Origin of the sequence: Chryseobacterium formosense (genome assembly GCF_900116415.1) — a bacterium.
GTDB classification, from domain to species: domain Bacteria; phylum Bacteroidota; class Bacteroidia; order Flavobacteriales; family Weeksellaceae; genus Chryseobacterium; species Chryseobacterium formosense.
In genome coordinates this window covers 1,187,581-1,214,436 of sequence record NZ_FPAP01000001.1, presented here as the reverse complement: position 1 = coordinate 1,214,436, position 26,856 = coordinate 1,187,581, and the positions used below count along the sequence as shown (strand labels likewise).

General features: G+C 34.5%; 20 protein-coding genes. 10 read left to right on the top strand and 10 right to left on the bottom strand.

The window, feature by feature from the left end; translation table 11 throughout:
• Nucleotides 1–21: 21 nt before the first annotated feature.
• From BM371_RS05655 to BM371_RS20910, 6 genes are all read left to right on the top strand, one after another.
• A complete protein-coding gene (locus tag BM371_RS05655; protein ID WP_034676705.1) occupies nucleotides 22–1,365 on the top strand; it encodes an exodeoxyribonuclease VII large subunit in 1,344 nt (447 codons plus the stop codon).
• 94 nt (nucleotides 1,366–1,459) lie between these two features.
• The gene (locus BM371_RS20645; RefSeq protein ID WP_029292668.1) at nucleotides 1,460–1,645 is read left to right on the top strand and encodes a hypothetical protein; all 186 of its coding nucleotides are present in this window, start codon (nucleotides 1,460–1,462) and stop codon (nucleotides 1,643–1,645) included.
• Between the two features lie 320 nt (nucleotides 1,646–1,965).
• Nucleotides 1,966–2,943: an aldo/keto reductase gene (locus BM371_RS05645; RefSeq protein WP_034676698.1), complete on the top strand. Its 978-nt coding sequence runs from the start codon at nucleotides 1,966–1,968 to the stop codon at nucleotides 2,941–2,943.
• Between the two features lie 11 nt (nucleotides 2,944–2,954).
• The gene (locus BM371_RS05640) at nucleotides 2,955–3,692 is read left to right on the top strand and encodes an SDR family oxidoreductase (RefSeq protein WP_034676696.1); all 738 of its coding nucleotides are present in this window, start codon (nucleotides 2,955–2,957) and stop codon (nucleotides 3,690–3,692) included.
• A gap of 17 nt (nucleotides 3,693–3,709) precedes the next feature.
• Nucleotides 3,710–4,390, top strand: a complete 681-nt coding sequence (locus tag BM371_RS05635) for an AraC family transcriptional regulator (protein WP_316931473.1) — start codon at nucleotides 3,710–3,712, stop codon at nucleotides 4,388–4,390.
• A 26-nt stretch (nucleotides 4,391–4,416) separates the two neighbouring features.
• Nucleotides 4,417–4,623 (top strand): helix-turn-helix domain-containing protein, encoded by a 207-nt coding sequence (locus BM371_RS20910; RefSeq protein WP_316931472.1) that lies wholly within the window; start codon nucleotides 4,417–4,419, stop codon nucleotides 4,621–4,623.
• Between the two features lie 155 nt (nucleotides 4,624–4,778).
• Here the strand turns inward: BM371_RS20910 and BM371_RS20885 are convergent, their stop codons facing one another.
• The 4 genes from BM371_RS20885 to BM371_RS05620 form a co-directional block, all read right to left on the bottom strand.
• Nucleotides 4,779–4,907, bottom strand: a complete 129-nt coding sequence (locus BM371_RS20885; protein ID WP_262487374.1) for a hypothetical protein — start codon at nucleotides 4,905–4,907, stop codon at nucleotides 4,779–4,781.
• A 103-nt stretch (nucleotides 4,908–5,010) separates the two neighbouring features.
• Nucleotides 5,011–5,907 carry an NmrA family NAD(P)-binding protein gene (locus BM371_RS05630; RefSeq protein ID WP_034676695.1) on the bottom strand — a complete coding sequence of 299 codons (897 nt, stop codon included), beginning with the start codon at nucleotides 5,905–5,907 and terminating at the stop codon, nucleotides 5,011–5,013.
• A gap of 14 nt (nucleotides 5,908–5,921) precedes the next feature.
• Nucleotides 5,922–6,851, bottom strand: coding sequence for an alpha/beta fold hydrolase (locus BM371_RS05625; protein ID WP_034676694.1), 930 nt, complete (start codon nucleotides 6,849–6,851; stop codon nucleotides 5,922–5,924).
• A gap of 70 nt (nucleotides 6,852–6,921) precedes the next feature.
• Nucleotides 6,922–7,485, bottom strand: coding sequence for a Crp/Fnr family transcriptional regulator (locus tag BM371_RS05620; RefSeq protein WP_034676692.1), 564 nt, complete (start codon nucleotides 7,483–7,485; stop codon nucleotides 6,922–6,924).
• 920 nt (nucleotides 7,486–8,405) lie between these two features.
• On the opposite strand from BM371_RS05620, the gene BM371_RS05610 reads away from it, so the two are divergent.
• The 3 genes from BM371_RS05610 (at nucleotide 8,406) to BM371_RS05590 (ending at nucleotide 12,585) form a co-directional block, all read left to right on the top strand.
• Entirely contained in the window at nucleotides 8,406–8,849 is a 444-nt protein-coding gene (locus BM371_RS05610) for a JAB domain-containing protein (protein ID WP_034676688.1), read from the top strand.
• A gap of 60 nt (nucleotides 8,850–8,909) precedes the next feature.
• Complete coding sequence (locus BM371_RS05605; protein ID WP_034677404.1) at nucleotides 8,910–10,190, top strand: DUF3945 domain-containing protein; 1,281 nt, start codon at nucleotides 8,910–8,912, stop codon at nucleotides 10,188–10,190.
• 1,252 nt (nucleotides 10,191–11,442) lie between these two features.
• On the top strand, nucleotides 11,443–12,585 hold the full coding sequence (locus BM371_RS05590) for a cysteine desulfurase family protein (protein ID WP_034676684.1): 1,143 nt from the start codon (nucleotides 11,443–11,445) through the stop codon (nucleotides 12,583–12,585).
• A gap of 70 nt (nucleotides 12,586–12,655) precedes the next feature.
• On the opposite strand, the gene BM371_RS05585 is transcribed toward BM371_RS05590, so the two are convergent.
• The 6 genes from BM371_RS05585 to BM371_RS05560 are packed head-to-tail and all read right to left on the bottom strand — an operon-like array spanning nucleotide 12,656 to nucleotide 21,938.
• Nucleotides 12,656–13,390 (bottom strand): hypothetical protein, encoded by a 735-nt coding sequence (locus tag BM371_RS05585; protein ID WP_034676682.1) that lies wholly within the window; start codon nucleotides 13,388–13,390, stop codon nucleotides 12,656–12,658.
• A complete protein-coding gene (locus BM371_RS05580; RefSeq protein WP_131430951.1) occupies nucleotides 13,368–14,504 on the bottom strand; it encodes a hypothetical protein in 1,137 nt (378 codons plus the stop codon). Before BM371_RS05580 ends, BM371_RS05585 begins: the two co-directional genes overlap by 23 nt.
• Nucleotides 14,485–16,707: a sensor histidine kinase gene (locus BM371_RS05575; protein ID WP_051882791.1), complete on the bottom strand. Its 2,223-nt coding sequence runs from the start codon at nucleotides 16,705–16,707 to the stop codon at nucleotides 14,485–14,487. Before BM371_RS05575 ends, BM371_RS05580 begins: the two co-directional genes overlap by 20 nt.
• 5 nt (nucleotides 16,708–16,712) lie before the next feature.
• Nucleotides 16,713–17,816 (bottom strand): phosphoadenosine phosphosulfate reductase domain-containing protein, encoded by a 1,104-nt coding sequence (locus tag BM371_RS05570; RefSeq protein ID WP_034676676.1) that lies wholly within the window; start codon nucleotides 17,814–17,816, stop codon nucleotides 16,713–16,715.
• Complete coding sequence (locus tag BM371_RS05565) at nucleotides 17,813–21,031, bottom strand: hypothetical protein (RefSeq protein WP_034676674.1); 3,219 nt, start codon at nucleotides 21,029–21,031, stop codon at nucleotides 17,813–17,815. Before BM371_RS05565 ends, BM371_RS05570 begins: the two co-directional genes overlap by 4 nt.
• Nucleotides 21,021–21,938, bottom strand: a complete 918-nt coding sequence (locus BM371_RS05560; RefSeq protein ID WP_034676673.1) for a DUF4007 family protein — start codon at nucleotides 21,936–21,938, stop codon at nucleotides 21,021–21,023. The genes BM371_RS05565 and BM371_RS05560 overlap by 11 nt, the downstream gene beginning before the upstream one ends.
• A 556-nt stretch (nucleotides 21,939–22,494) precedes the next feature.
• Here BM371_RS05560 and BM371_RS05555 point away from each other — a divergent pair.
• Nucleotides 22,495–26,289 (top strand): hypothetical protein, encoded by a 3,795-nt coding sequence (locus BM371_RS05555; protein ID WP_034676672.1) that lies wholly within the window; start codon nucleotides 22,495–22,497, stop codon nucleotides 26,287–26,289.
• The last annotated feature ends 567 nt before the right edge of the window (nucleotides 26,290–26,856 follow it).

Here is a 26,856-nt window from a genome sequence, read left to right as displayed (position 1 = left end):
TTTAAAACGACAGTCAATCACATGGACAATCAAGAAGTCACATATCCGATCTATTCACCAGCCTCAGTTATTGGGATCTTCAGCAATGCCCTGAAGCTCAATGCTACGGTCAATCTGATCTATCTGAAAGGCAGGTATGCTTTTGGTGGTGGTAAATCCTACGGGAACTACTATTATGACCTTCTTTTCTCAGAAGGTGATCACACATCGATAGGGATTCGTATTTCTTCGTTGCTAAGGAGTAAGATCACCAATAATGAGGTATACACACTCAGAGGCTTTATTGAGAAAAGCATTAAGAATTCTTCGATTGAATTACGTTTTGTTGTGGACGAGATCGTTCAGCAGGAAGAGAAATTGATATCTGAAGAGGAATTGGAAAGGTACGCACTGATCCAGAAAAAACTTGAGACAGGGTCAAAAGACCTTGAAACCCTTATCAGGGATAAGATGCTGAAAGATGAAAAGGTAAGGGTCGCTAACATTTATGGAAATAATGCGATTGTACAGAAGGATTTTTTCGAAGGATTGGATGTTTCTTCAAAGTATTTTGATATTTCAGATCACAGCTGTAATATTACCTCTTCGACAGCGATCATTTCAAAACTGAACGAAGTTTCAGGTCTGGGTTATGACATTGTTGCCTTGGTAAGGGGAGGAGGTGACAGGCAGAGTATGGAAACCTTCAATGACCTAAGCCTATCCGAATTATTCATAACAATGAAACCGGTTACTGTTACGGCTATCGGTCATACGGTAGATGAGACGTTATTGGATAAGCTGGCCGACAAGCGTTTTCATTTACCGCACGACTATGGAGCAGGATTGCATACCATTGCTGAAAAATTATCCCACGAACGATCTAATTCTAGAGCTCTTCTCATCGATGAGGTCAAAAAAGATGTCACCAAGCAGTTTTCGGAGCAGGTAGAAACTTTGGAAAAGCAGCTGAAGAAGAAAAATGAAGAATTTACTGAAGCCCAGAAAACATACAAGGAGCAGACTGAAGCCCATAACAAGACCTATGCTGAACAGTTGAAAGCCCGAAATGAAGAATTTCAGAAACTTCAGATGACTTCAGGCAAACAACTGGAAGATCTTCAGAAGAATTTCCAGGAGCAGCAGAAACAACGCCAGGCAGAAATGGAAAGCTATAAAAAGGAGATTGCTGTTCTGCACGAGAAAAATGTACAATCTGCCATCAATGAGAGTACAGCTTCTTTAAAGGTTAATCTGGAAACTCTTAAGCAGGAAAATATCAGGCTGAATCAGGAAGTCCAAGGCAGCAAAACTGATTATATGAAAATTATCATTGCATTTGTTTTGGCGCTGGTCATTGGCTTTCTATTGGCAAAAGTTCTTTAAGGAATATCATAGTAGCCACAATCTTATTTATTCTCACACATCGTCAGTCCCTGCGTTATACTTTGCATTGGTCGTTATCTGCATTGGAACAGAAATGTTTTCTCAAACAGGTTTTATTAAAAAAAATTATAGTTCTGATCAATCTAAAGCAGCTTTAATGGGCTGGAGTATTGGTGGGCAAGGTGCAAATGATGGCGCTGTATTTTTGATTTTTATCAAAGTTCTCCGGCAAATTGAGATGTGCTGCAATTTCCCAGCTTCTATTTTTGAATTTGATTGATTTCTGCATTTTTCTTTATTTAAATTCTTATGACAAAGGTCTTCTAAAGAAATGGCAAGGGGGTTTCCAGATTGCGGATATATGTTTCCAAATCAGAGCTTAGCTTAGTGAGAGAGCTATTTCAGCTTTGCTGCCTAGAGAAATGTCAACAACTGTTGAGTATACTGTAAAAATTATCGTCTAAGCCTCTCGTTTGAAATGAGGCTTATTTGAAAATTAGACTACAACAATTACCAATTGGGCTACTTTTTATAGAACGTCAATCAGGAATTTTGTACCTGAGATTAAAGTCAGTTGTATAAATAATTAATAAAAGAATTATGCAAAAAAGAAAATTAGGAAATACTGGATTAGAAGTTTCCGCATTAGGCTTTGGCTGTATGGGTTTAAACTTTCTGGATGGGAAAGGTCTTAATAAAAAAGATGCCATCACACTACTACGTAACGCAGTTGAAAGAGGTGTTACATTTTTTGATACCGCGGAGGCCTACGGACCGTACACCAACGAAGAGTTGGTTGGCGAGGGATTACAGCCTTATAGAAAAGATGTGGTCATCGCTACGAAGTTTGGTTGTAAAGATGCCAGTCCGGCAATAGGTCTGGACAGCAGACCCGAAACAATAAGAGCAGTTACCGAGGCATCTTTAAAAAGATTAAAAACAGATTATATTGATCTGCTTTATCAGCACAGAGTCGACCCCAATGTTCCGATTGAAGATGTTGCGGGAACAGTGAAAGACCTGATACAGGAGGGCAAGGTAAAATATTTCGGACTATCGGAAGCGAGTTCCACAACAATCAGAAAAGCACATTCAATTCAACCTGTATCAGCACTGCAAAGTGAATATTCTTTATTCTGGCGTGAACCGGAAAATGAAATTATACCCACTTTAGAAGAGTTAGGAATTGGTTTCGTTCCGTTCAGTCCTTTGGGAAAAGGCTTCCTAACCGGTATCATCAACAAAAAATTGGAGGCTGTCGACCGCAGAAATGTCATTCCACGTTTCACCGAAGAAAATATTAAAGCAAATCTGGTTTTAGTAGAAGCTCTTTCTGAGATTGCCCAACAAAAAAATATTTCAACAAGTCAATTAGCATTGGCTTGGCTCTTAGCTCAAAAGCCTTGGATCGCACCAATTCCCGGGACTACAAAATTGCATCGTTTGGAGGAAAACATTAGCAGTACAGATATTATATTATCAACCGATGATTTGGCAAAAATCGATACAACTGTCAATGGAATTACGCTTGTAGGCGACCGCTATCCAGATTTTTTAGAAAAACAAATTGACAGATAAAAACAAAAGCAATGCAAAATATTAAAGGAAAAGTAGTAGTCATTACAGGGGCAAGCAGCGGGATGGGTAAAGCCATCGCTGAAGAATTAGCAAAAAATGGTGCAAAGGTTGTTTTGGGTGCTAGACGAATAGAACAATTGCAACAATTGGTTGAAGAAATTAAAAGCAAAGGTGGTGAAGCCACCTTTGTTCAAATTGATGTAAAGAATAAAGCCGATCTGTTCAGGTTGGTCAACACAGCAGTTGAACAGTACGGAAAATTTGATGTCATTGTAAACAATGCAGGTGTCAGTCAATTGAGTCGCATTGACGAATTGGATATTGACGGTTGGGAAGAAATGATCGACATTAACCTCAAAGGCGTTTTGTACGGGATGGCGGCTGCAATTCCTGTTTTTAAACAGCAACAATCGGGACATATTGTTAATATCATTTCAACTTCAGGAATAAAGATTGTCCCGATGCAGGGTGTTTATGCGGGAACTAAAAATGCTGTTCGCACGATTGCAGAGGCGTTTCGTCAGGAGTCAGACGGAAATATTCGTATTACAGGTATTTCGCCCGGATTTGTGAAGACAGATTTTGCGGACAACATAAAAAACGAAGAAATGAAAACAGCGATTCAGAAAGGAATGGAGCAGATTGCAATAGATCCCATTGCCATAGCCAATGCTGTGATGTATGCAGTGAGCCAGCCGGATGATGTTGAAATTGGCGATATCGTCATTCGTCCGTCAAAACAAAATTGATTAAATTCGTAAACGAAATGGAACAACAATCTAACATTAATCAGATTAAAAGTATATCGCAACTGGTACGTATCTTGGGATTTCCTGCGCCGTTGCATCCATTAATCACGTTGGTGGATTACAATAATGTTTCGGTTGAAATGTTCCCAAAAGGTCAAAAGGTAAGTCTTGATTTCTATAAGATTTCCTTTAAGCCTACCTTCACAGGGAACATAAAATACGGACAGGGCTATTACGATTTTGAAGAAGGCGGATTGGCATTTTTGAAGCCAAAACAAATTGTTTTTCCACCGGAAGAAATAGAAAGCTATGAAGGGATTGCTTTGTATTTTCATCCGGACTTTATCAGAAATTATCCATTGGGAAAAACGATCAATCAATATGGTTTTTTTTCTTACGATGTTTCTGAGGCCTTGTTTTTATCAGCAAAGGAAAAAGAAGTTGTAGCCAATTTATTTGCTTCAATAGCTGCTGAATTAGCTAACAATATTGACAGCTTCAGCCAGGATGTTCTGGTGTCTCAGATAGAATTGCTGTTGAACTACAGCAACCGTTTTTACAACAGGCAGTTTTTGACGAGGAAAGCAGTCAATCACGATATTATTTCTTCTCTGGACAAACTCCTGAACAACTATTTTGAAGAAGGAAATAGTCTAAAAAATGGATTGCCATCTGTGAAATACATCAGCACGGACTAAAACTGTCTCAACGTTATCTGAGTGATATGTTGAGTTCATTAACAGGATTCAATACACAACAATACATTCAGAATGTGATCATAGAAAAAGCAAAAGAAAAATTATCGACGACTAATTTATCTGTTTCCGAAATTGCTTATGAACTGGGTTTTGAACATTCGCAATCGTTCAGTAAACTTTTCAAGACCAAGACAAATGTTTCGCCGTTGGAGTTTAGACAGTCTTTTAATTAGAAATCTAAATATAACGATTTTTCGCAATTCCTTAAAACATCAAAATCCCGACAGAGATCGGGATTTGATTATTGTTTCCAGAGCAGAGTGATTTCAAAAGGCAACATAATTTTTTTAGGATTACTCTAGTCTCTAAAACTTTTCCTTTTAAATTGTTATAAAAAACTTCCCAATCCAATCATAACAAATGCCAAAACTCCAAAAACAATTCCAACCCAGGGATTATAAGAAACGCCTTTGGTAATGATGATCCAACCGCTAATGCTTGACTCTTGGATTTCCAAATGAAGAACCGTGGCTGTTTCCGAATTTTAAGCTATGAGTCACTGACGAAATCTTATAAATGGAGGTGCATTTTTAAAATTATTTATCAAATTGTGAAATTTTTTATCTTATGAATGTTCTTAAATAATCAACACTCGTGGTCCACGAAATTCCTTTGTAACGGTTATTTTCCAAATTATTATGGTGGGTAGTAAACATTGAGTACATATATTGACCTTGTTGAAATTTTGCGTACAATTCATTTTCACCAGCCGGATTTTTCGCTCTTTGTTTTTTTATGTATTCAGCGAAATTTTCCAACGTTTCAATCTGATGTAATTTGAATTCCTGTCCGGTAATCCGTCTCACATCCTCAAAGATCATATTCGGACTCACCTGAAAACTGGCAATCTGAAGATCTCTTGGTGCGGAATCGTCCAAAGCAACTTCTGCCGTGAAGGATGCCGTATTATCCATTGTTGTGAAATCCAATTTCCAATCTGCCTTATCTCCCCAATATCCGATACTTTTTTCCTTCAAATTAAGAATCGGCGTGTTGTACTTCAAAATATCTGCAAAACAACCATTAAAAATAGATGTAGCTTGGATAGACGATTGATCAATGTACTTTTTAAAAGTTCTTCTTAAATCGAAATTTCTGTTTTCACCTTCCTTCAGATCATTGTAATCAGTACAGAAATCGGAAGGGATAAATCTTGGGACACCTGCTTTTATAGCGCCGTCTAAAATCTTTTTCTGAAGATCAATAATAACATCTCCTAAGCCTGCGACTGCGGAAATGACACAGTCGGCATCTGCGCATTTTGCAGCTATGGCATTCACATCATTTAAATCGATTATCCTTACCTCAACGCCTATTTTTTCAAGAATTTCTATTTTATCTGTATCAGTTGATTCACGGACAATGGCTTTGACTGTAGCGCCACGTTTTACTAATTCTCTGCAAATTCTGTTTCCCAAATTGCCTGTTGCGCCTGCAACTAAAATTGTTTTTTCCATAAATATTTATTTTTTTACGATGCTAAAAAGGGTAGTACGATATCAAGCACTTCCTTTGGTTTTTCTTCAAATAAATAATGTCCGCTGTCCATAATCCCTACAACCTGAAGGTCAGTAGCTACAAAAGGCAATCCGTAATTCATATAATTGTAGCTGATGTAGCTTCCAATTCCTAAAACCGGCATCGTCAATTGTGGATAATGTTTGGAATCCTCAATATCCTGCTGAAAAGTCTGATACCACGCGTTGGACGCTCGGATGCTTTCTTTATCATTGTAAGCTGCTGCATAAACCGCTCTTTCAAGTTCGGTCATTTTGCTTTCGTCAATCATCACATAATTAAAAAGCCAGTCCTGCAGCAAATGAAATCTGCCTTCCAACAATTGCTCGGGCAAACCTTTTACCTGATTGAACCCCATCCACCACGCATAAGGCATTTTGCCGTCCATTTTTTCATTGAAAGTTCCGGGAGAAGGTATAAGTGGCATTTGGTACATTCCTTCACTTGGATGTGAGCCATCCAGAACGATCAGTTTTTCAGTGAATTCCGGGAAGTTAAAAGCAAAACTCATCGCAACCATTCCGCCAATATCGTGTCCCATCAAACTGACTTTCTCAAGACCTAACTGTAACACAAGCTGATGAATATCGGTAGCCATTGTCTTTTTATCATAACCCGATTCAGGTTTTTCCGAAGTTCCCATACCTCTCAGATCAATAATAATGACGCGGTATTCTTCTGCCAATTGCATCGCAACGGGTTGTAATGAATACCAGGTCTGCGGCCAGCCGGGAAGACAGATCAATGGTTTACCAGTTCCACTTTCAACATAGTGTAGTTTGATACCATTGACGGTAATATATTTATTTTCAAAGCCTGGGAGATTCTTGATCAATTCTGTATCAGAATATTGATCAGAGATGTCATTTGAATTCTCGTTCATATCAATTTTACTTTGATACAAAGATAAATGGTCTTATTGAAGGCAGAACTACCATCTGGTAGTAAATGATTTATTTGATATTTTTTCGGATTCGGCTCAAAGCATTGGGCGTGATGCCTAAGACGCTTGCCAATTGTTTGACAGGAATTTTTTGCAGGATCTCCGGTGTATTGACGAATTCCAGATACCGTTCTTCAGCAGTGAGTGTTTGAAAATTCAAAATCTGATCGATCATTCTGACAGTCGTTTCCTCCCATATTTTCCTGCCGAACTCATGCCAAACAGGGACGTGACCATAAAGGAAGTCCATATCTTTCTTATCGATGACAACCAATTCTGAATCTTCGATCGCAATGATGTTAAACCTGGTTGGTTTTTGCGGATTAAGGCTTGAGATTTCTGTGAAAAACTCATTTTTAAAAACGACCCAGGTTGTATTTTCACTGGTCGGGCCTTCATAAAAGAAACGCAGACCGCCGGAAATAATAAAAAAATACTGATTGGCAATCTGCCCTTTTTTCAGAACTAATTTTCCTTTCGGAACCGACTTTTTTCTGCATCTCGATAGTACAATTTTCAATTCGGTTTCATCAATACTAATGGTTTTTTTTATAAATCTTTCGAAGTTTTCCATTAAAAAATGTTACAAATTTTATTCTTTTTAAAACTGTGCTTTTAATATATTTCAAAGAAATCTAAACAATGAATCTGACTCAATTAAAAGCTTAGCTAAGATACAACATGCCACCAAAAAAAGAAGTTGAGATTTTCTAAATATCAACTTTCTTATTGATGAAGTTCTGGTTATAATATTATGAAGTATTTCTATTGCGTGCGAAGAATTGTACACAAGGTTTTGTAGTATGAATCTCAATGATTTTTGCTCCTGCATTTACAACTGTCGAAACAGACCTTCTATATTACAGACCTGTCAAAAGTTTCTCTTTATTATTGAATTTATCAAAATGCAGATCATATTTCAAATACAATGATTCCCTATGAGGCTACCTGATTTTCTATAGCAAATATATTCCGTGGTCACTGCGGAAAAAAATCTTTTTGGGTATCCGGTATCGGAGATCCCAGAACCTCCGCAAAAATATTTCAGGCTTACATCAATGTTCTTTCTTATTGTTTTCAAGGAATTGATTGCAGTTTTCCTTGTGCCTGCCTGAATGGTAATCCGCATAGAAAAAGTCAGAAACCTCACAAGATGCAAATGCAGTTCATTGAAATTTTGATCCTTATTATTCTCTTGGTAAAAATTATCTTATCAGATGTTAGTATAAAATATCTCGAAAGACATTGGTGTAAATCAATTGATCACATTCTTACAAATCGTTTGATCAGATTCTTTTATAAAACAATTCGTCAGATGTTATAAAATATCAATTAGTCAAATCCAATTATAATTCATTTCATCAGATGATACGCTCAAATAAAGGATAGAAAAAGGTCAAAATTTCCTTCAATCTGCAATTACAGAATCTACAGGTTTTTTTTAAATGCAAGTGCGGGAATAACAGGTCTCCGCCGTACTCGGAGCAGGAAATTATGAAATTCAATATTGTGAACGAAATTAAATTGAGCTACTCAAGAAAGGGAAATTGTGAAAGGTCTATATCGTCATCAGCAGATGCGGTGGATGTTTTCAGGGCGCATTTTGATGAGGAGGAAATGGACTACAGGGAATCGTTTTTTGCGCTGTATCTGAATCAGGCGAACAAGGTTTTAGGAATTAAGAAAATATCAGAATGCGGTATTTCTTCCACTTTGGTAGATGTGAGAATTATTATGCAGGCGGCTCTTCTTTGTAATGCTTCAGGGATCATTGTTTCCCATAATCATCCTTCAGGAAATTTAAAACCTTCCAGTTGTGATATTAAGATGACGGGACAGATCAAAGAGGCTGCAAAGATATTGAGTATGTCGTTGCTGGATCATGTGATCCTGACTTCGGATTCTCATTATTCTTTTGCGGATGATGGGATGATATGAGTTGTAAGATAATATGCAATCGAAAAATAATAGAATCAAATAATATTTAAAATCAAGATCATGAACAAAATAGGAAATCACACGGCAATTTCAGAGGTGAGTACTTTATTGGTACTTCGTCACAGTAACAATTCCGTTGGAATTGTACAGGGCATCGAACACAACGGAAATCTCATAGACTTTCAGCCTGACCGTAATAAGGTAGATACAATCATGCGGATCGATTCGGCGGAGTATTCTTTTACGGACTTCTATTCGGATTTTTACCATCAGCTGAAAGATCCCTCTGAATATTCATTTTTTAAAGTGAGGGAATTCGAGGCACACGATACAGCTATAGATTTACAAGAGTACATTGATTGTTTATCTGAGGGTGAGAGACAAGATCTGAAAGCGGTTGAAGTGTCTATTGAAGCGGTCAATGCGATCAGAAATAAGAGAACCATTGAAAATGAGCCTTCTGTTTTGAAGAAGGGGTTTAGTAACGGGTCAGTTACTAGTAATAGTAGTTCTCAATACCGCTATCAGATCGAAGATGTTCCGTGGGACACGATCGCTGAATTGGGTCTTGACAGCGAAAAATTGGAAGAGATAGGTGCGTTGGATTCTTTGTTAAAGGGATATAAGACACCAATGTTGATCCCGGTACTTTTTAAAGATGGGGAAACGGTAAGTCAGATTGATGCACGGTTGCAGTTGCGGATCGATGATGATGGAGAATTGATCGTTAAGGTGCATCGGGTTTGTAAGAAAGTGGATTTCAGAAAGAAGTTTAAAGGTCACAAGTTTACAAAAGAGGATAGGATTAATCTTTTAAATTCCGGAAATATGGGCAGAGTGGTGGATCTTATTGATGCGGTGACAGGCGAAATAATTCCGTCATTGATAAGTTTGGACAGGCTGACCAATGAGCTGATCTCATTGTGGGTGGAATTTGTGAGGATTCCTGATGTGCTTTGCGGGGTGAGATTGGATTTGGAACAAAAACAGGTGCTTCGTGATGGGAAATCTTTGTGTATTGAAAATATGTTGTCGAAGAAAGGGAAACTTTTTTCTGCTATGGTGCAATTTAATACCGATAGGCAATGGGTGGAGTTTTTGTTTGAGAATAAGTTCAGAAGTTCTGGTTTTAGCGAAGGACATCATTCTGAAAGGGAAGTTCCTTTAGCTTTCAGGGGAAAGAAACTTCGAAGATGGCAGATGGATAAGTTGAAGGCAGGGGATGTGGCTTATATCAAGGGATTGGAGAGCAGAAAAGGAAAGACCTATCAAGGATATATGATTTTTGATAAGACGATAGGGAGAATCGTATTTTCTTTTAAGAATCCGAAGAAGAAATAGAAGAGTCGTGAAAATGTTGTAGGGAGTTCTAGAGGTAAGGAATAAGTTAATTTAAATATAAATTTTAAGTAACCTGCAAGGAAGATTGACCTTGCAGGTTGCTTTGTCTGGGTTTTAAAATCAACTGGCTGAGAAAATCGGGCAGCAAAAATGCAATTCCTCCCTGGGGCCGGAAACGCATTTTTGCTGAAAATGGAGCAACCCCATTTCAAAAACATTGCCGGGCTTGGCTTTTATATGTTTTTGAAAAAAGGTTGCTGGAATTTAAAATTGAAGACTGTACCAATTGAATTTTAATTGTTTTCATTCTTCCTCATAGATTTATTCTCAAATAGCTCAGGAGAGATCCTCAAAGCAAGAGTGCTGTATAATTTCATTTTGGTGGGGGCTGGCGCGATATTACCTATAAACTTATGTTTGTCTGACAACTACAAATCTTTTTGATTGGGTTTTACTTTTTTGAGATGACCTTTTATTTTTTTTCTTTTGTCGTAACATTCATTTGTGATATTAAAATAATTAAGCTAAATAAAACTCAGTTCTCTTCATATCTTATCATCTGCACCTATTTTTTCTCTTCTCCAAAAACTCTTTCTTCTCCTCATTTTTATAGATTTCAGAAGAGATCCTCATGATCTATTTTTCACTTATTACTTTTTGATGGTAAAAGGATGAAAAATATTAATGAATCCTGAAATTATGATAAAGAAAACAACAGTCTGTGCCCATATATCATTAACTATTAAGTTGATCAGGGAATTTCCTTTGGTAATATTGAAGATATTAGAAAATAAATACCAAAGCGAATACGAAAATGGTGTATTTTCTCTCAAAAACAGAAAGATTGAATTAGTAAATTCTGTCGTTGATTGGATGTTTGTTCATTAAAATCTTAATACAAAGAATTTAAATGAGTTCACCCGAACTTCGTTATAAACGCCCTGATGTAAAAATTGGGTTATCGTGTTAGTGTCTTTGTCAACTAGCATTTGCCAGTTGATCAGAATGAGTTTTTTATAGCTTGTGTTTCTGAAATCGAGTGTTGTTCTCCACCAGATACCATCGATCAGCGTTTAATATGAATAATTGTATCGTCTCCAATCCTTCCAGAATTTATTATTTTTATTGCTTTTGGTTCTCATCCTATATTTTAACTATACTTAAAATACATACTGTTAATAAGTAGACTTTTGAAAACAAGATTTTTTATTTACCTCTAATATTAATACCTTTAAACCTTTAAGATAAGTTTATGGATGATGGAATAGTTTACCTAGATTATAATGCTACGACTCCCGTTGATAAACGGGTTATCCAAGAAATGCTGCCATATTTCGAAGAATATTATGCAAATGCCTCAAGCAATTATGATTTCAGCAAAAAATCAAAATTTATATTGGATGAAGCACGTCTAGAGATTGCTGAGACATTTGGAACAGAAAAGAGGCAAATCTATTTTACTTCTGGAGCTACAGAAGGTCTAAACCTCGCATTAAAAGGATTGGCACTTAATCCGGGAAACAATAAAAAACATATCATTACCTGTTCTACAGAGCACAAAGCTGTTTTAGAAATTTGTATATATTTAGAAAGTATTGGCTATGAGATCGATTATTTGCCAGTTAATAGGGATGGAAGTTTAGATTTAGAATTGCTGAAATCTACAATTAGACAGGATACTTTGTTAATTTGCCTTATGTGGGTTAATAATGAAACTGGTCTTATACACCCGATAAAAGAAATAGGAAAAATTGCAAAGGAATCGGGTGTATATTTTGTATGTGATGCAACGCAGGGTGTAGGTAAACTAGCGGTAGATGTTGAAGAGTCAAATATTGATATTCTTTGTTTTTCGGGTCATAAGATGTATGCTCCGAAAGGTATTGGAGGTCTGTATATTAATAGTTCTATTACAAAACAAAATAAAATACAGCCTTTGATTCACGGTGGTGGCCAAGAGAATGGAATGAGAGGCGGAACTTATAATATACCTTTAATTGCAGGATTGAAAAAGGCTTTTGAGATAGCTAAAATGGAAATGAAGGAAAATGAGAGCGTATTAACTCAACTAAGAAATACAGTAGAAAGTCAGCTTCTCAAAATTAACAATGCCTACATTAATTGTGGTAATGCCGAAAGGATATACAATACAGTAAATGTTTGTATTCCTGATTTTGACACAGAATTGTTCATCGGGATGAATAAAAATATTGCAGTAAGTAATGGTTCAGCGTGTACTGCAGGATTAGTCCAGCCATCGCACGTTCTTTCTACGATGGGTTTGTCCAATGAAGATGCATTAGGAAGCATACGTATATCTATGGGGAGGAACACCACTGACAAAGATATCTTTGTTTTTATGGAAAGAATACATCAATTTATGCGCAACGTATAAAATAAGCAGAGATAATTGTCAAGCTCCAAACTAAAAAAGTATTTATATTATGTATAGTAGTATTACAATGTTAATAAAATAAAGGAAATAATTTATTACAACTAAAGTCGACGACTGGTGTATAGGTCGCCTTATCCCAATAGGACATTATAGATGAAAAATAGGGTTTTAGTAAACGCTCCTGAGCCCTTCGGATTATTTCTGTATATTCTGAATCCTGAATTATTGCATTCAACTGATCTTTATGTAGATAGTTCTGCAGAATGAAATCAATTCCTAAAATTGCATCCATTGGGGGATATGCAATTCTCGGTGATGGTAGTATTAGAGTTCCACCGAACATATCTCCCTTGCACTCCATCTTATCACCCCCAAACGTAAAATGATAAAACGGATGAGAATATTTAGTTTTAGCATCAGTGGATTTACCTATATGCCTATCTAAGTGCCAAGATGCATATAAATCTCTACAATCTAAAGAGTGAATTCCCTCAATCTCTATATCAAAAAATAATTTTGTAAGAGGATCCTTTAGCTCATCTGTTAAACTTATGCCTTGGATTTCTACTGTTAATGAAACTGAGAAATCTTCAGACTCCAAAGGAATACGTCCGCCTACTTCGTCCGCTCTGAAAACCATTTTTGCCATACTGTACTCCCAAGAATGCTCTGTTGCAGAATGAAGGCACAGAATACCTGCATTCTGTAATGGAGAAACATCACTACATAGATTATATTGTTGTAGAAGATCTGCTAACTTACAGAGATCAGAACCAATGATTTTATTTTCTAATTCGCTGCTCATTTTTTTCTAAAAGATTTTTTAATTTCTCTAATCTTGGTCTTTCAGTAATGGAAACAGAATAATCTTTTGTAGGTCGTAGTGCTTCATCTGAAGATATGTATTCTGGTTCCTGCCATGGGTGACGATTTTCCTGTCCTGCTAATATGAATCCGTCTACCGTATCAATGCTTATACCAGTAGCTTTACAGCTGACCCAGAAAGATTCACTTTTTGCATTTTTAGTCTTGCTAAGCGGATTTAAATTCTGTAATCCAGTTTTTTCTATCAAGAGCTCTATACGTTTCGGGCTTCCTAATGTTCTTAAGCTTTGTTCTGTTGAAATTTCTGTTTGCCAAAATTTATTTATTGCAGGCATCCACCAGCGATCAAAATAGTTTGAGAATGCACCTGTATATTTACATCCTGAGATTTTTTCAAGAAATGCAGACCAATCTTCCGATTGCTTATCTATTCCCATTCTAGCAGAAAGATAATTTTCATCTATTAGAAAGCAGGGTTTCCCTATAACTTCCTTTATAATAAAATGAGCAACTATGTGTATTGGTTTTGTCAATAGAGAATTGAAATGATCTATAAACCTTGGATCAAAAAACGTAAGATCATCCATCTTGAAAATATGCTCGACAGAACGATTTTTTAAATCATTTAAAAAACTATATCCGTCTGCTAACCATTTAAGCTTTATCTTAAAATCTTCATAATTGAAGTATCCAGGTTGTTCGATTTTAGTTTTGTCGACGATTTTATCAAAAAGATCTTTGCTTGTAGGATCAAGATAATGATCTAACTTATCGGTTCCGGAAAACAAAATCATTGGAAAATCATTTAAAAGTCCTTCTTTAGTTAATGATCTTAATTCTTGCGCAACCGTGCTTCCTTTATACTGCGCATATTTTCCTTTCGCGTATGCTATATCATTTAATCTAAGGTCTAATATGATTCCATTATGCTTAGGTAGTTCTGTTTTTAAATACTCTATAATAGTTTCCCAGTCAGAGGGTCCTCGAAATGTGATTTCTATATTGCTATTGTCCTGCAATGCATTGATCATTCCTTCTTCCAGGCGCTCTCTGGTATCGTCAATATATAAATATTTATACATCGTATTGTTCATATTCTTCTCTTTGTTTATTAGTTGCCAATGGTAATTCAATTTTAAAGCATGTTGCATATCCAGTTTCTGGGTCAATAATGTCAATCGAACCTCCGTACGTCTGAATGATGTCTTTAACAATTTTTAGCCCAAGACCCGTACCTGTTAATTTTTCATCATCAGAAGCATCAAACCCAACAGGAGAGGAGGTGGTAAAAAAAGCATCAAAGATTCTGGCTTTGTTATTTACGGGGATTCCGTCACCATTGTCAGCGAATTCTAAATATACATATTTTCCTTCTTTTCCTACTACAATTTTTAATTTTCCATCAGTCGACTTTCTTCTAATGGCTTTTTTTGCATTAGTATATAAATTGAATAAAATTGACGTCCATTCTGATGAATGCATTGGTAGCGAAACCAGATCGTAACCATATGTTTCAATTTCCAATTCAATATTCAATTTTTCTAAATCTGCCTGAATGACTTTTCTAAATTGTGATACTACCTTTTCTACATCCTGAGGCTTTAGCTCTCGACTGACATTAGCGGACACTGTTGCATTAAAATAGGAGGTGTAAGATGTGAATAGGTGTATGGTTCTTTTAAGATTTTCCAATGACTGAATTCCATTATCATTCAGATTCTGATTTCCTAAAACACTTAAATCACCCATTATTGATGGAGTGAACTGGACTACTTCGTGAGTAAACTCTCCAATTGTCAATCCCAAACCAGCCAAAACTCTTAACATCCCCAGCTCGTCTATTATAGATTGGAAATCTCCTTTTAACTCTTTAACTATTTTTTGAGTACTCTGCTTTAAGTTTTGTGTTGCCACACTTTTGTCCGAAGAGGAATTGTTAACAAGGTCGTCAACATTTTTAAACAGATCTTCTAGTTTCTCAAAAGTTGTCTTCGGAGGTTCATTTTGATTTGTAGAGGAAGGATTATTCTGATATACCTCCTTTTTTAACTTTTCTACTGCATATCGAATTCTATCTCTTCCTGCCATCAGAGCTTTGTGCAAAAATGTAGTAAGTTCCCGAAAGGCATAGTTTTCTATTAAACCTTCACGACTTGCAGTTTCTTCAAAAAGATTACCGTTAGAATCAATAATTTCTACAAAGCCGAAAACATTACGATTACCAAAAGGAGCATTGGTTCCTGATTCATTATAGTATCGCTTATCGATATGTAACCAGTCATTATTAGATTCACCATAAGGAACGACGCGGAAACCATTTCGGTACAATCTTATTCCACCTTGTTCATTAGCTATTTTTTGAATATTTGATAATTCTGTTTTCGAAATACCATCAGCATAATATTTTTCTCTTTGATAGATAAAATAATATACTTTAAAATGCACCTCACCAAGATTGTGAAATTTTGGTGTTTTTTCCGAATTATAAATAGCGATAATATCATCACTAAGGTCCAAACTATTGCTTGTAACCATACAATATCCGTCTTGTGAACTGTCAACATAGCCTTCTATTACAGCTAGAGCCTTGCTGAGAAGCATTTTGTTTGTATCGGCTATTATTTTTGGCTGATTATCTGAAATTTGTCTGAAAACTACTTTAAAGAATTCGTCAGAGTTTATTGCCAAGCCCAATTCTTTACTTCTGTCTGAGATATAATCGGGTTGCAACAAATCAGAAACATACCTGTAAACCCTGCGAAGATCTGCCTCGGACCACGATTCTCTTAAATTTTCTATAATAAGTGTTGTTCCTTCTTTCCGTGCTTTCGGAATGAATTCTATTTTGTTTTCAACACTGGTCAATGCGGTGTCTATTTTATAGTCATCCCAATTGACTGTTAATTTTATAGCGTCGTCAGATTCGAGGGTTTGCGTAATTATTATTAATTTTTCACCCAGCCTTTGAGTTGCAAAACGTCCTATTCCTTTTTTACCAGCTTTACTTCTGTTGTATCGAAGTGATTTGGGGTTATGAATCTTGTCTGTCGAAGAAATAGTCATAAAACCATTTCGTAACTGATCCAAGGTCATTCCGACACCGTCATCACGAATGACCAATGTTCCTCCTTTTTCCTGAGTGTCAATAAAATCAACTTCGACCATCTTAGCATCAGCGTCATAAGCATTTTTAATAAGTTCTGAAACAGCAGTTTCAGCTCTTCCTACGAGCTCTCTTCCCAAACGGTCAATCAGTCCGGCGTCTACGTTAAAGTATATTGAGTCTTCTTTGTTCATATATTTTAAATAAAACAGCTTGCACAGCCTTCTCCTTCGGCATCTTCTAGTATATCAATAAGATAAGGAGATTGAGGTTGTGAATTTCTTTTTGAACGCTTTAAATATTCTTCTTTAATTTGTGTAATCCTTGCGGGTTTTATAAGATCAGACAATGTTTCATCCTGAATCCAAGTGTACCCGTCTTTCTCGTAATCTATTGCCTGTTGGAACTTATCCGGATGTTGTTCATATAGCCAGATCCATTCTATTTTTTGTTGATAGAAACAAAAATAGCACCCTGAGCGACTCCTTGCATATTGCCCTATCTGACCGTTCACTTCAAAGTCAATTTTTTCATAATAGCCTGGTACGCCAACATTGCTCTCTCGTAACAACTTAAAAATATCATCTCTTACAAGAATGTCTTTATTTTCGATTAAGGGAAATTCTTCTTCAACCGCTAAAGGATAAGAAGTCGTTTTCAGGAAACTGAAAACAGCATTATTAAAAGCTATAATCCCAAGGTCTAATAGGATATTTAATTTTTGAGATAATTGAAAATCGAGTGAAATTGGCGTTTTTACAATTTCTAATATTCTATCTTTTTTTGAACCTAAATCAAGCGATGAATAGAAATTCATTAGATTTTCTAAATTAGAATTATTTAAAAATTTCTGCATCACATCCTCACTCCAGATATTTTTCCGGAACGGAAAAATGGATTGGATATTTGATTTTCTTGAGATATAACCTTCTCTGTCTTCATCTCCACGAATACCGACATAAGAAATAACAAGATCATCGCCTACAAATTTTTCAAAAGGATCTAATTTTAGATATTTCGTACACCATCTGTTTTGTGCAGAAGGCAAGAAACCCATCAGAGATTTTAATTTATGATCAAAAGGTGCCTCGTTGCTGCCTTCATAACTCTTGAGGCGTTTTATTTTTTTTCCTAAATAATTTTCCAGATTATCAATAAGGTCATACGTTTCTTTCAGTTCTTTCCCTGTGTCTGTTGTATAATACTCAATTTCTAAATTTGGATAATTCTGCTGCATATAGATAGCAAGTGCAGCACTGTCTTTACCGCCTGAGATTCCCAATAAATGTCTTACCTTCTTCATTCTAATAATTGTTTTAAAACAGATGCCAACGCTGCCAGATCAGTTTGTCGATCTTTTGATAATAGCTGCTTGATGTTTTTTTCAAGATTCGTTACTTCGTGATTCTTTTCTTTTGGCAAACGAATTATCTTTTGCATAGGACCATCCTGAAAAGAATTAATATTTATGTCGAGTACATATTCTTTGCTTTCGTCAAATTTGGTCTCTGATATTTTATTCAAACTGTCCAACGATAAAATCATCTCCTGAAACTTATCATACAATATCAATTCATCCTCATCCTTGAAATTTTCCAATGTTTTCCCGACTAGAACCTGAGCTAATGCATTTAACCAGGCATTCCTTACGTCAATTTTGGAATCTAGTCTCATAACAAAGGTTTTTTGCGAATGAACTAGCAAATGTCTGTGGAGTTTTTTATATCTCTTTTGAAATGCCTCTTGATAGCCTTCAAATGAAAACTCATTGTTAAAATACTTATCTTGCAAAAATGTTTCGAAGCGGTCTATTAATCCATCATAGCAATTTCGCAATTCTTTTATGGAGTCCTGAAGTTTTGTAACGTATTGTATAAGCGCAGTTCTATCGTTCTGTAGAGTCTTTATAGAATATCCCAGTGAAGATGGAAAATCTTCAAAAAAAGTTTCTTCCGGATCTTTAGAATCTGAAATCGCTTTTCTTATGGAAATGGCTTCTTTCGATAATCTGGTGGTAATTTTAGAATATAGTGGCAGTTTTTTGTAAAAAATTAAAAATGGTTTTATTGTTTCTATAAACGATTCATTGCTGATATTGGTCTTTGATTGAAGATTTATGATGGTTCTGTAGCTATTAAAAATATCCACCCTTACACCATCAAGTGCAAATGCTTTAATTTCAAACTCAAAAGGCCTTTTGGAAATTAAATCTAAAATTTCTTCAGTAATATAGGGGATGTAACCGTTACTGCCAAATAAAGCATATTCATCTCTTTTTATAAAGAGGAATGTTGGTATCCAGAAGTCGATAAGACCTTGTTTTAGCTTGAATGGTTTATTATTTAATAGATCTGCTAGTTCTGTAATTCTTCTTTTTGATGTTTTACTACTATTCATAAAATCTACAGAAGCGTCCCACAAATTTTTGAACCCATTTTCATTATGTGGCTCTATAATGGATGACAAAGAATTGTCGTATAGCCTGATACCATTATTTTCCAGTAGTGAAAGATAAATAGTTTTTTCAGGAGGAAACTTATCTTCTGGAAAACCAAGATGTGGAACATCCCAATTTTGAACAAGAGCCTTAAAGTAATTTCGTTTCGCAGTATGAATTGATGTTGATATTTTATGCTTGTTTACAAGCTCATTGTTAAAATATGGGGTCTTGTCATAAACCGTTTTACAAATTTCAGAAAGAAACTTATTGAAATCTTTTTGCGTTGGAAGGATGTGCTCTCTACCATCAAATATCCAGATTACCGGGGTGTTGGCAATGAATAGACTATGTATAATACGGTAATTCAATAAATTTCTTTGATGCACTATAATGTTTTGCAATTCAGTGATAGCAACTTTGTCATCTTGATTTTCTTCAATTACTCTTTGTGTCTTCTCGATTTCAAAAAGAAGTTCCTGTATATCTCCAGAATTTTTGTAATAGCAGTAAAGAATAGCTTCTTTACATTCTTTAGAAGTACTGATTATTTCTGGGAGAATATTCCTGTCGTTAAATATCAGATTTACAAATCCGTCTATCTCTCCTACGGGTTTTTGAGTAATAGCCTCCGAAGAAATGACATACTCAAATAATCTCGGTGCACCAGTATCAAACATAGCCCTTTTCGCAAGAATAGGACTTAAGGGATAATTTTTCTTGAGCAAGGTTACTACGTCCTTAACTTCTTCTTCTATCTTTTTTGCAGCTTCAAATAAAGCTCCTTCAATGTCAAGATCTGTACCATCAGCAAGTATATATCTGTTGCTATAGTTTCGGTATAAAACTATTTTCTTCTTTTCCAGATTTGCTAATAACTTTCCTGCATCCTTAATAGATAAACAAAGTTCTGCATATTGACTGAAAAAATTATAGTCTAAGATAGCACCCGCCTTTGCATTAAATGATAAAAGCCCTATTGTCTTAACTACTTTTATATAATCCTCAATGTTTTCATCAAAGGAACTTTCTACGCGTTCCAATGTTGACTTGATATTTTTCCAACCACTGAAATCAGGATTATATCTTGAGTTTATAAATGAAAAAAAATTATAAATAAGATAATCGTATACGTCTGCTATTGTGTACAGTCCCTTATTTAGTATGTAATGCTGATATAAGCTAGTGTGATCCGTTGACTCCAGAAAAGAGAATAATGATCGCTCATTCTGACCATATTTCTGTAAGGATGTTGTAATTAGAAAGGCTGAAAAAATTTCGAGTGGGAAAATTTTTTCAGCAATATTTTTAATGTAATTTTCATTTACGGTAAACACCTTTGAATCTATCAGCAGTTTTAAAATATTGTCAATCTTTACATTCTCAAAATTGCTTGATGCTTTTTCTTCAAGGTGTTCTGCAGCTAAATATAATAACTGCTCTATAGGCTCGTTGAAAGTTATTTCTTTAAATCTTCCCTTCACCTTTGCCCATTCCTGTCTTTGTAATTTAGAAAGCCCCAATGCATAGGCATCAAAATTTTGATGAACAGTTGTGAGCAACAGAATATTTAAATCCGGATTATTTAGGAATTCTGTAAACTGTTGTATAAAATATAGTTCATTTTCCGGATTGTTTTTCGATGCATATTCCAAAAATTTCCCAAATTCATCTATCTCTATAACCAATAGGGGACTGCTTCCCAAGTCATGATAAATGTTAAATAGTTCGGTAAATATATTCTCAGGAGAATTCATTTTTGCGTCAATATCCAAAGCATCCATAAGAGCCTCTCTTATTGGACGAAATGAACCAACAATTTTTATAAACTTAACCTTGGCATTTTTAATCAAATCTAATCCAAAGTAATTTCGATTTTTCTTTACGGTCTGCTCAAAAGCCCATAGAAATGAACTTTTTCCGGTTCCATATGAGCCAATAATATTAAATGATCTTAATCCTTGTTCGTAATCTTTACCTATTTGGTCAGCAATACGTATAGCATTGGGTGTCGGGATATAATTTATCTCTCTATTTGTATCACGGATTATATTAATTGATGTTGTGAATTTAGTTGCCATAATAATTGTTTAAAACCTCAAACTTTTCAGGTTTTGTTGAAAATTGCAATTCCTTTATACCTGCGTGGTCGTTCAATATTAAACCATATTTTTTGTACTTGGGATTTGCGATAACGCCTTGTATTTTTTCAAGTAAAGCAGATTTACCGATAGCAAATACTAATCCTGCTTGATCAGTATCTTGACTGATAGTATTGAAACTGATAGATTTCTGAAAATCCTTACCATCCAAAATAGTGTATAAGATTATTTCTTCCGGGATATCACTTCTGTTGGTATTCGGAAGTGAATAATATGTAACAGTCCGTTTGTCGTCTAGCTTCCTTTTTTCTTCTTGTAATAAGTTTAGATCAGTTAATAGACCTGAAAAAGTATCTTCCCGATCCTTTACCTGCTCATCAGTTCTGTTATAGGTTTTGAGAAAAACATCAAAATCCGTACTTACGGTTTTTTTGTTGAATTGAGAAAAGCCAACTTCTGAAGATTTTCTTTCTATAAATGAAAGGAAGTTGTCTTTTGTGAATTCAATTCTTTCTTTTCTTAAGTCATTGAAAATGTAATTATACGTTGATGATAGGTTTTGTGTAATTAGTTGATAATGAAGAAGCCACAAGGTGGCATTGTCCTCCAAGTAAGGATCCTTGCCATTATCACTGTCAAAAATATAATTAGCAAAATCAGTAGTATTTCCATTTTTATCCAATAAGCCAAATGCTTTCATCCAAAAATGAATAGCTGAAACCATATTTTTTCCAACGCCCAATGTAATCACAGCATCGTCATCAACGAATTTTTTCCCGTTTTTTATAAAATCATAACCTTTTTTTAACCACAATTGCCTGCAGTGAAACGTGTCGTGACCAGAAAAAGTAAGCTTTTTTAGAGTTGTAGTTTCTTCTTTCTTCATACACTACAAAGTAACAAAAAATTACTATTGAATGCTATTTATCTTTTGGATTTTGCATTGCTGGAATGCTGTAGTTGATTTGTTGAAGAGCTATAATTCTTTGCCTACAGCTAATAATGTCTAGTCATTATTTGAATTAGCTTTTAAGATTTAATTTACTGCTGTGATTAAAAGTTTAAGAGATGTAATGAGAGAGAAACAATTACGGGTTTTTTATACAATATGGAAGCTTATATTTTTAGAATGTTAAGCAATTTACGTAGAACAGTTTTTTTGTTATTCGACTTTAATCAATTAGTAATTCTATTCAGTATCAGTGAGTTTCTTTAAAAAAATGTGTTATTCCCTAGAATGAATATAATAAAAAAGACTGTAATTAATCCTTATCGAGCTTATAATCAGATTAATACGTGATTTTTTATTTTTTAATTAAGCTTTTTGTGAAGTCGTTACTAAGAAACTGGAGGAAAATATTTGTAAAAATCTTAAATTTACATAGTTTAGAATTACTTCTGACATTACGAGTTTTTTTATAAAATGATGAAAATTAAATTTGATGATAAATGAAATAACAATTAAAGAGATTAATCAACTTACTGATATACAACTGTCTGAGGTTTTGCATAGTTTGATTAAACAGGAATTTATTAAGTTTAATATAACGGATTATGAAGCATTTGTTCCATTTAACATTACAGTGGCTGATGGTGGAGAGGATGCGATTGCAAAATGGACAGGAGAACCGAAATTCACAGATTTTTTGAAGAACAGACACACACTATTTCAGAATAAAGCTACAAAATTACCTCCTTCCAAATGTATGGACGAAATATTAGAACCAATACAAGGAAATTCTACTTCAAGGAAATTAAAAGGTCAAATAGAAAAATTAGTAAAAAACAATGGATGCTACATATTATTTACAAATCAATCTATTGTAACCAAAGGAAAAGAGGATAGGATAGCTAAATTTCGAGAAGCAATTAAAGTTGCTGGAGAAAAAAAATATCAAACGTTTCAAATAATCGTTTATGATGCAAATGATATTAAAGATTGGGTAAATAATTTTATATCCACGGTCACTCTTGTTCAGGGTTTTAATAATATGACTAGACCTTTTGGTTTTAGGATATGGGAAGGATGGGAGAAACATTCTAAAGCAAAAGATAATTTATTTCAAACTGACGAAAATACAAATAACAATATTGATCTTATAAAGCAGATCAATGATAAGAAATGCATTCGCGTAAGCGGACATTCTGGTCTGGGTAAAAGCAGATTGGTTCTGGAAGCTTTTAGAGAATCAGATCTGAAAAATTCGGTTGTATATTATGATTTGGAGGGAGGTGAAGATATTACCGGTCTAAAAAATTTTATTATTTCTCACCAAAATGCAAAGGAAGGTATTATTGTTATTGACAACTGTGATAGCAAAAGGCATATCGTTTTATCGAGCTTAGTTAAGGATGAAGGAAATATAAGAATTATAACAATCGGTTTCGATGATAATGCTTCGATAGATGATTCAAAAATTAGACTGGAGCGAGATAAACAAAAAAAAATAGTACAAGAAATTGTTGAACATAAAATTGGAGATAAACGTATTGATACTGATATACGGCATATAGTAGGAATCTCGGAAGGATATCCTGCAATGGCAATAAAATTCTGCGATATTGTCTTGAAAGATGGTATGTTTGACCTTACTACAATACCCCTGAAAAATTTTATTGAAAAGTTATTATACCATAATGATGGTGATAGCGTCGCATATGAAGTTTTGAGAGCCTGTTCAGTATTTTCATCATTTGGCTTTCTTGACGACAGCTTTAGAGCGGTTATCAATACTGAATTAGCAGAATCACTAAAAGCGCAAATGAATTTTATTAGAACTCAAATATATGATGGCGACATTTCACAGACAAAATTTAATGAGATTTGCAGTAATTTTATTAATGATGATATAATAGAAAAGAAAGGCATATTCTATATAGTGAAACCAACTGTTCTTGCAGTCAATTTAGCTGCAGAATGGTTGATGTACACAGATGCTGATCGAGTTGTTGATATAGTTCAAAATTTACAGGCAGTTGGACTAGAGCAAAAATTTGTTGATAGATTAAAAGACTTAAATCAGTTAGACAAAGCTAAAGAAATAGTTAAGGATCTTTGGGGTGCCAGAGGCCCTTTTGGTTCAGCGGAAGTTCTTAATACTTTATGGGGTTCACAACTCTTCCGCAACGTAGTTGAAGTGAATCCGGAAGTCACTGCTGAAGCATTACAATTCTCTTTTGGAAGAATGAGTAAAGAAGAATTGTTTACTATTGAAAAGAGTCGAAGAAATTTAGTTGGAGCTTTAGAGAAATTATGCTTCAGAAAAGAAACATTCAATATAGCTGCTAAAATTCTATTTTCTTTTGCAGTTTCTGAAAATGAAACTTGGGGAAATAATTCTACAAATCAGTTTAATCAACTTTTTCAAATATATCTATCTGGCACAGAGGTCAATTTAGATAAAAGGCTTGAAATTATAAAATGGGGTCTTTCAAAAAATGACGACGATTATGCCAGGATAGCAATCGACGCATTAGGAAGAGGCTTAAAAACTGATCATTTTATGAGAATGGGCGGCGCAGAGAAGCAAGGCAGTAATTCTCCTCTAAAAGATTACCATCCCGATGGATCAGAGGTGTTCGATTACTGGAAAAAAATTGTTGTAATCCTAACGGACGTTGCTACTTCAAATAATCAGTTTGCTGCTACTGCACAAAATATATTAGCTCAATCAATAAGAGGTTTGTCAAGATTTGATTCTTCACAACTTATAATTGACTCTATTAGGAAAATTCTGCCGATAAGAAAAAATATTTGGACTGAAGCTATCAACAATTTAAAAATGACCTTATCATACGAAGAATATCTTTCGGATCATATAAAAGATCAAATTAAAGAATTATTAGATGAGCTAACGCCAAAGGACTTCCGAACGGAATTATTTATGAGGGTGACGAAGCCTGAATGGGAGCCATATGAAAAAGATGAAGAAGATTATTATATAGATAAACCAAAAATAAATGTTGAAAAATTTGCAGAAAAAGTTATTAGCCAAAATTTAAATTGGACATTGTATATAGAAGACTTATTACAGGGAGAGCAAAGACAAGCTTATAATTTTGGCAAAGCTCTTGGCGCCAGTGTGAAATTTGAAACAGTGCAAGAAATAATTAGAACATTAAAAAAGATCCCGGTAAAAGATCAGAATATTGATTTACTGGCGGGTATTATTGTAATACCTTCGAATAGGTCTTGGTCAGATGAAATTATTGCAGAGTTTATTTCAGATAATGATTTAAGACATCACGTATTTAATCTTACACGATATCTTGAGCCTTCTTATGAAGAACTAAATAGGCTCTTTATTTTGATTGATAAATACGGATATTCAATAAATCAATTCCAGACATTTCAATATGGAAGATCGCTTGAAAATCTAAGTGTTGATGAAATGTTAGAACTTAACAGTAAAATTATTACATATGGTAAATTAGGCAGGTGGACATCTTTAGACATTTTATTTATGTTCTGCTATGGTGTGGGTGATAGATGGGAAAAGTGCGAATCTTTCTTCAGAAATCTTCTGATTGAAGATAATATGACAATCGGAAATATTGAAAATGGTCGTCTCGAAAAATACCACTGGTCTCAAGTAGCGATTAGAATTTTAAATTCCAGCTATGACAAGGAATTTGCTGTTGTAATCACCGAGCAGATAATAGAATTTTGTTCCGAAAGAAACTTTGACTATTCGTTTGACTCATACATTCATAGTGTTATAGATGTATTATTAGACAAATATTTTACAGATGTTTGGGAATATATAGGAAATGCATTACAGAATGATTATTTGACATTTTTTCATTTACAACAATTTATTGGTACAAAAAATGGGTACCTTACAGGAAGTAGGAAGAAAGATTTTTTAAATCCTAAATATTATAATTATGTTCTAAATTGGTGCAAAGTAAATTCTCAAGTAGTATCTGAAAGAATTGCTAGTTTAATGCCATTGGGTCAAAATATCGATAATACAGTAAAATGGCATCCTTTTTCACAATCAATTATTGATCAATTTGGAAATAATGAGAAACTCCTTAGCCAACTTTCGTCCAATATGGGAACCTTTGGTACTTCTGGATCAAGAGTCCCGTATTTCGAAACACAAAAATTGCTATTAGAGTCACTGCTGAATCATCACTTTGAAGAAGTTAAGAATTGGGCAAGTGAGAAATTAAAACAAACTGAAGATCAGATTAAGATTGAAAAGTTAAATGATGAGCAATTTTATCTGTAAACTTTACGGTATAAATAATCTTATTTTTCAGTAGAATTATTGGTTGTCTAAAATATTTTTCATGTTAAAAAAATCAAAGCACATTCGTCCGCCACATTTTTGGATTTATTTTTAATGGATAAAAAATTATTATAATTGATAATAAGGAAATTAAGCTCGGATACTGTAGATAGTTTTCAAAATAATTATATTAAACTAAAAAAGCCATATCTCTGCACCAGTAAAAACGACGCTTTCTACATTGTTTGTAAAAGTGGCCTATTCGGTGACCTAAAAACAAGAGAATAGCATAAGGCTTATGGACAGGGTTTTTATGAAAAAATAATAAATCCCGCCAGAACAAATATTTCACAATTCTTTTAACAGTTCTATTATCTGCTCAAACATTATTTTACTTGACGCCATCGAATTAAGTTTAATATTATCATTAAAATATTAATATTTTAATGATAATATTTTTAAATAAATTTAAGTAAAATTGTATTAAATTCTCAAAAGACTATTTTTTATTGTCAAATATCAAAGCTACCTTATATCTACATTTTCCAGATGAGGTAGATAATAACT

What these genes read in the sequence shown, in the direction of transcription:
- BM371_RS05655 (WP_034676705.1), top strand. Translation starts at nt 22, where the DNA reads ATGGACAATCAAGAAGTCACATATCCGATCTATTCACCAGCCTCAGTT.
- BM371_RS20645 (WP_029292668.1), top strand. Translation starts at nt 1,460, where the DNA reads ATGTTTTCTCAAACAGGTTTTATTAAAAAAAATTATAGTTCTGATCAA.
- BM371_RS05645 (WP_034676698.1), top strand. Translation starts at nt 1,966, where the DNA reads ATGCAAAAAAGAAAATTAGGAAATACTGGATTAGAAGTTTCCGCATTA.
- BM371_RS05640 (WP_034676696.1), top strand. Translation starts at nt 2,955, where the DNA reads ATGCAAAATATTAAAGGAAAAGTAGTAGTCATTACAGGGGCAAGCAGC.
- BM371_RS05635 (WP_316931473.1), top strand. Translation starts at nt 3,710, where the DNA reads ATGGAACAACAATCTAACATTAATCAGATTAAAAGTATATCGCAACTG.
- BM371_RS20910 (WP_316931472.1), top strand. Translation starts at nt 4,417, where the DNA reads ATGTTGAGTTCATTAACAGGATTCAATACACAACAATACATTCAGAAT.
- BM371_RS05630 (WP_034676695.1), bottom strand. Translation starts at nt 5,907, where the DNA reads ATGGAAAAAACAATTTTAGTTGCAGGCGCAACAGGCAATTTGGGAAAC.
- BM371_RS05625 (WP_034676694.1), bottom strand. Translation starts at nt 6,851, where the DNA reads ATGAACGAGAATTCAAATGACATCTCTGATCAATATTCTGATACAGAA.
- BM371_RS05620 (WP_034676692.1), bottom strand. Translation starts at nt 7,485, where the DNA reads ATGGAAAACTTCGAAAGATTTATAAAAAAAACCATTAGTATTGATGAA.
- BM371_RS05610 (WP_034676688.1), top strand. Translation starts at nt 8,406, where the DNA reads ATGAAATTCAATATTGTGAACGAAATTAAATTGAGCTACTCAAGAAAG.
- BM371_RS05605 (WP_034677404.1), top strand. Translation starts at nt 8,910, where the DNA reads ATGAACAAAATAGGAAATCACACGGCAATTTCAGAGGTGAGTACTTTA.
- BM371_RS05590 (WP_034676684.1), top strand. Translation starts at nt 11,443, where the DNA reads ATGGATGATGGAATAGTTTACCTAGATTATAATGCTACGACTCCCGTT.
- BM371_RS05585 (WP_034676682.1), bottom strand. Translation starts at nt 13,390, where the DNA reads ATGAGCAGCGAATTAGAAAATAAAATCATTGGTTCTGATCTCTGTAAG.
- BM371_RS05580 (WP_131430951.1), bottom strand. Translation starts at nt 14,504, where the DNA reads ATGAACAATACGATGTATAAATATTTATATATTGACGATACCAGAGAG.
- BM371_RS05575 (WP_051882791.1), bottom strand. Translation starts at nt 16,707, where the DNA reads ATGAACAAAGAAGACTCAATATACTTTAACGTAGACGCCGGACTGATT.
- BM371_RS05570 (WP_034676676.1), bottom strand. Translation starts at nt 17,816, where the DNA reads ATGAAGAAGGTAAGACATTTATTGGGAATCTCAGGCGGTAAAGACAGT.
- BM371_RS05565 (WP_034676674.1), bottom strand. Translation starts at nt 21,031, where the DNA reads ATGGCAACTAAATTCACAACATCAATTAATATAATCCGTGATACAAAT.
- BM371_RS05560 (WP_034676673.1), bottom strand. Translation starts at nt 21,938, where the DNA reads ATGAAGAAAGAAGAAACTACAACTCTAAAAAAGCTTACTTTTTCTGGT.
- BM371_RS05555 (WP_034676672.1), top strand. Translation starts at nt 22,495, where the DNA reads ATGATAAATGAAATAACAATTAAAGAGATTAATCAACTTACTGATATA.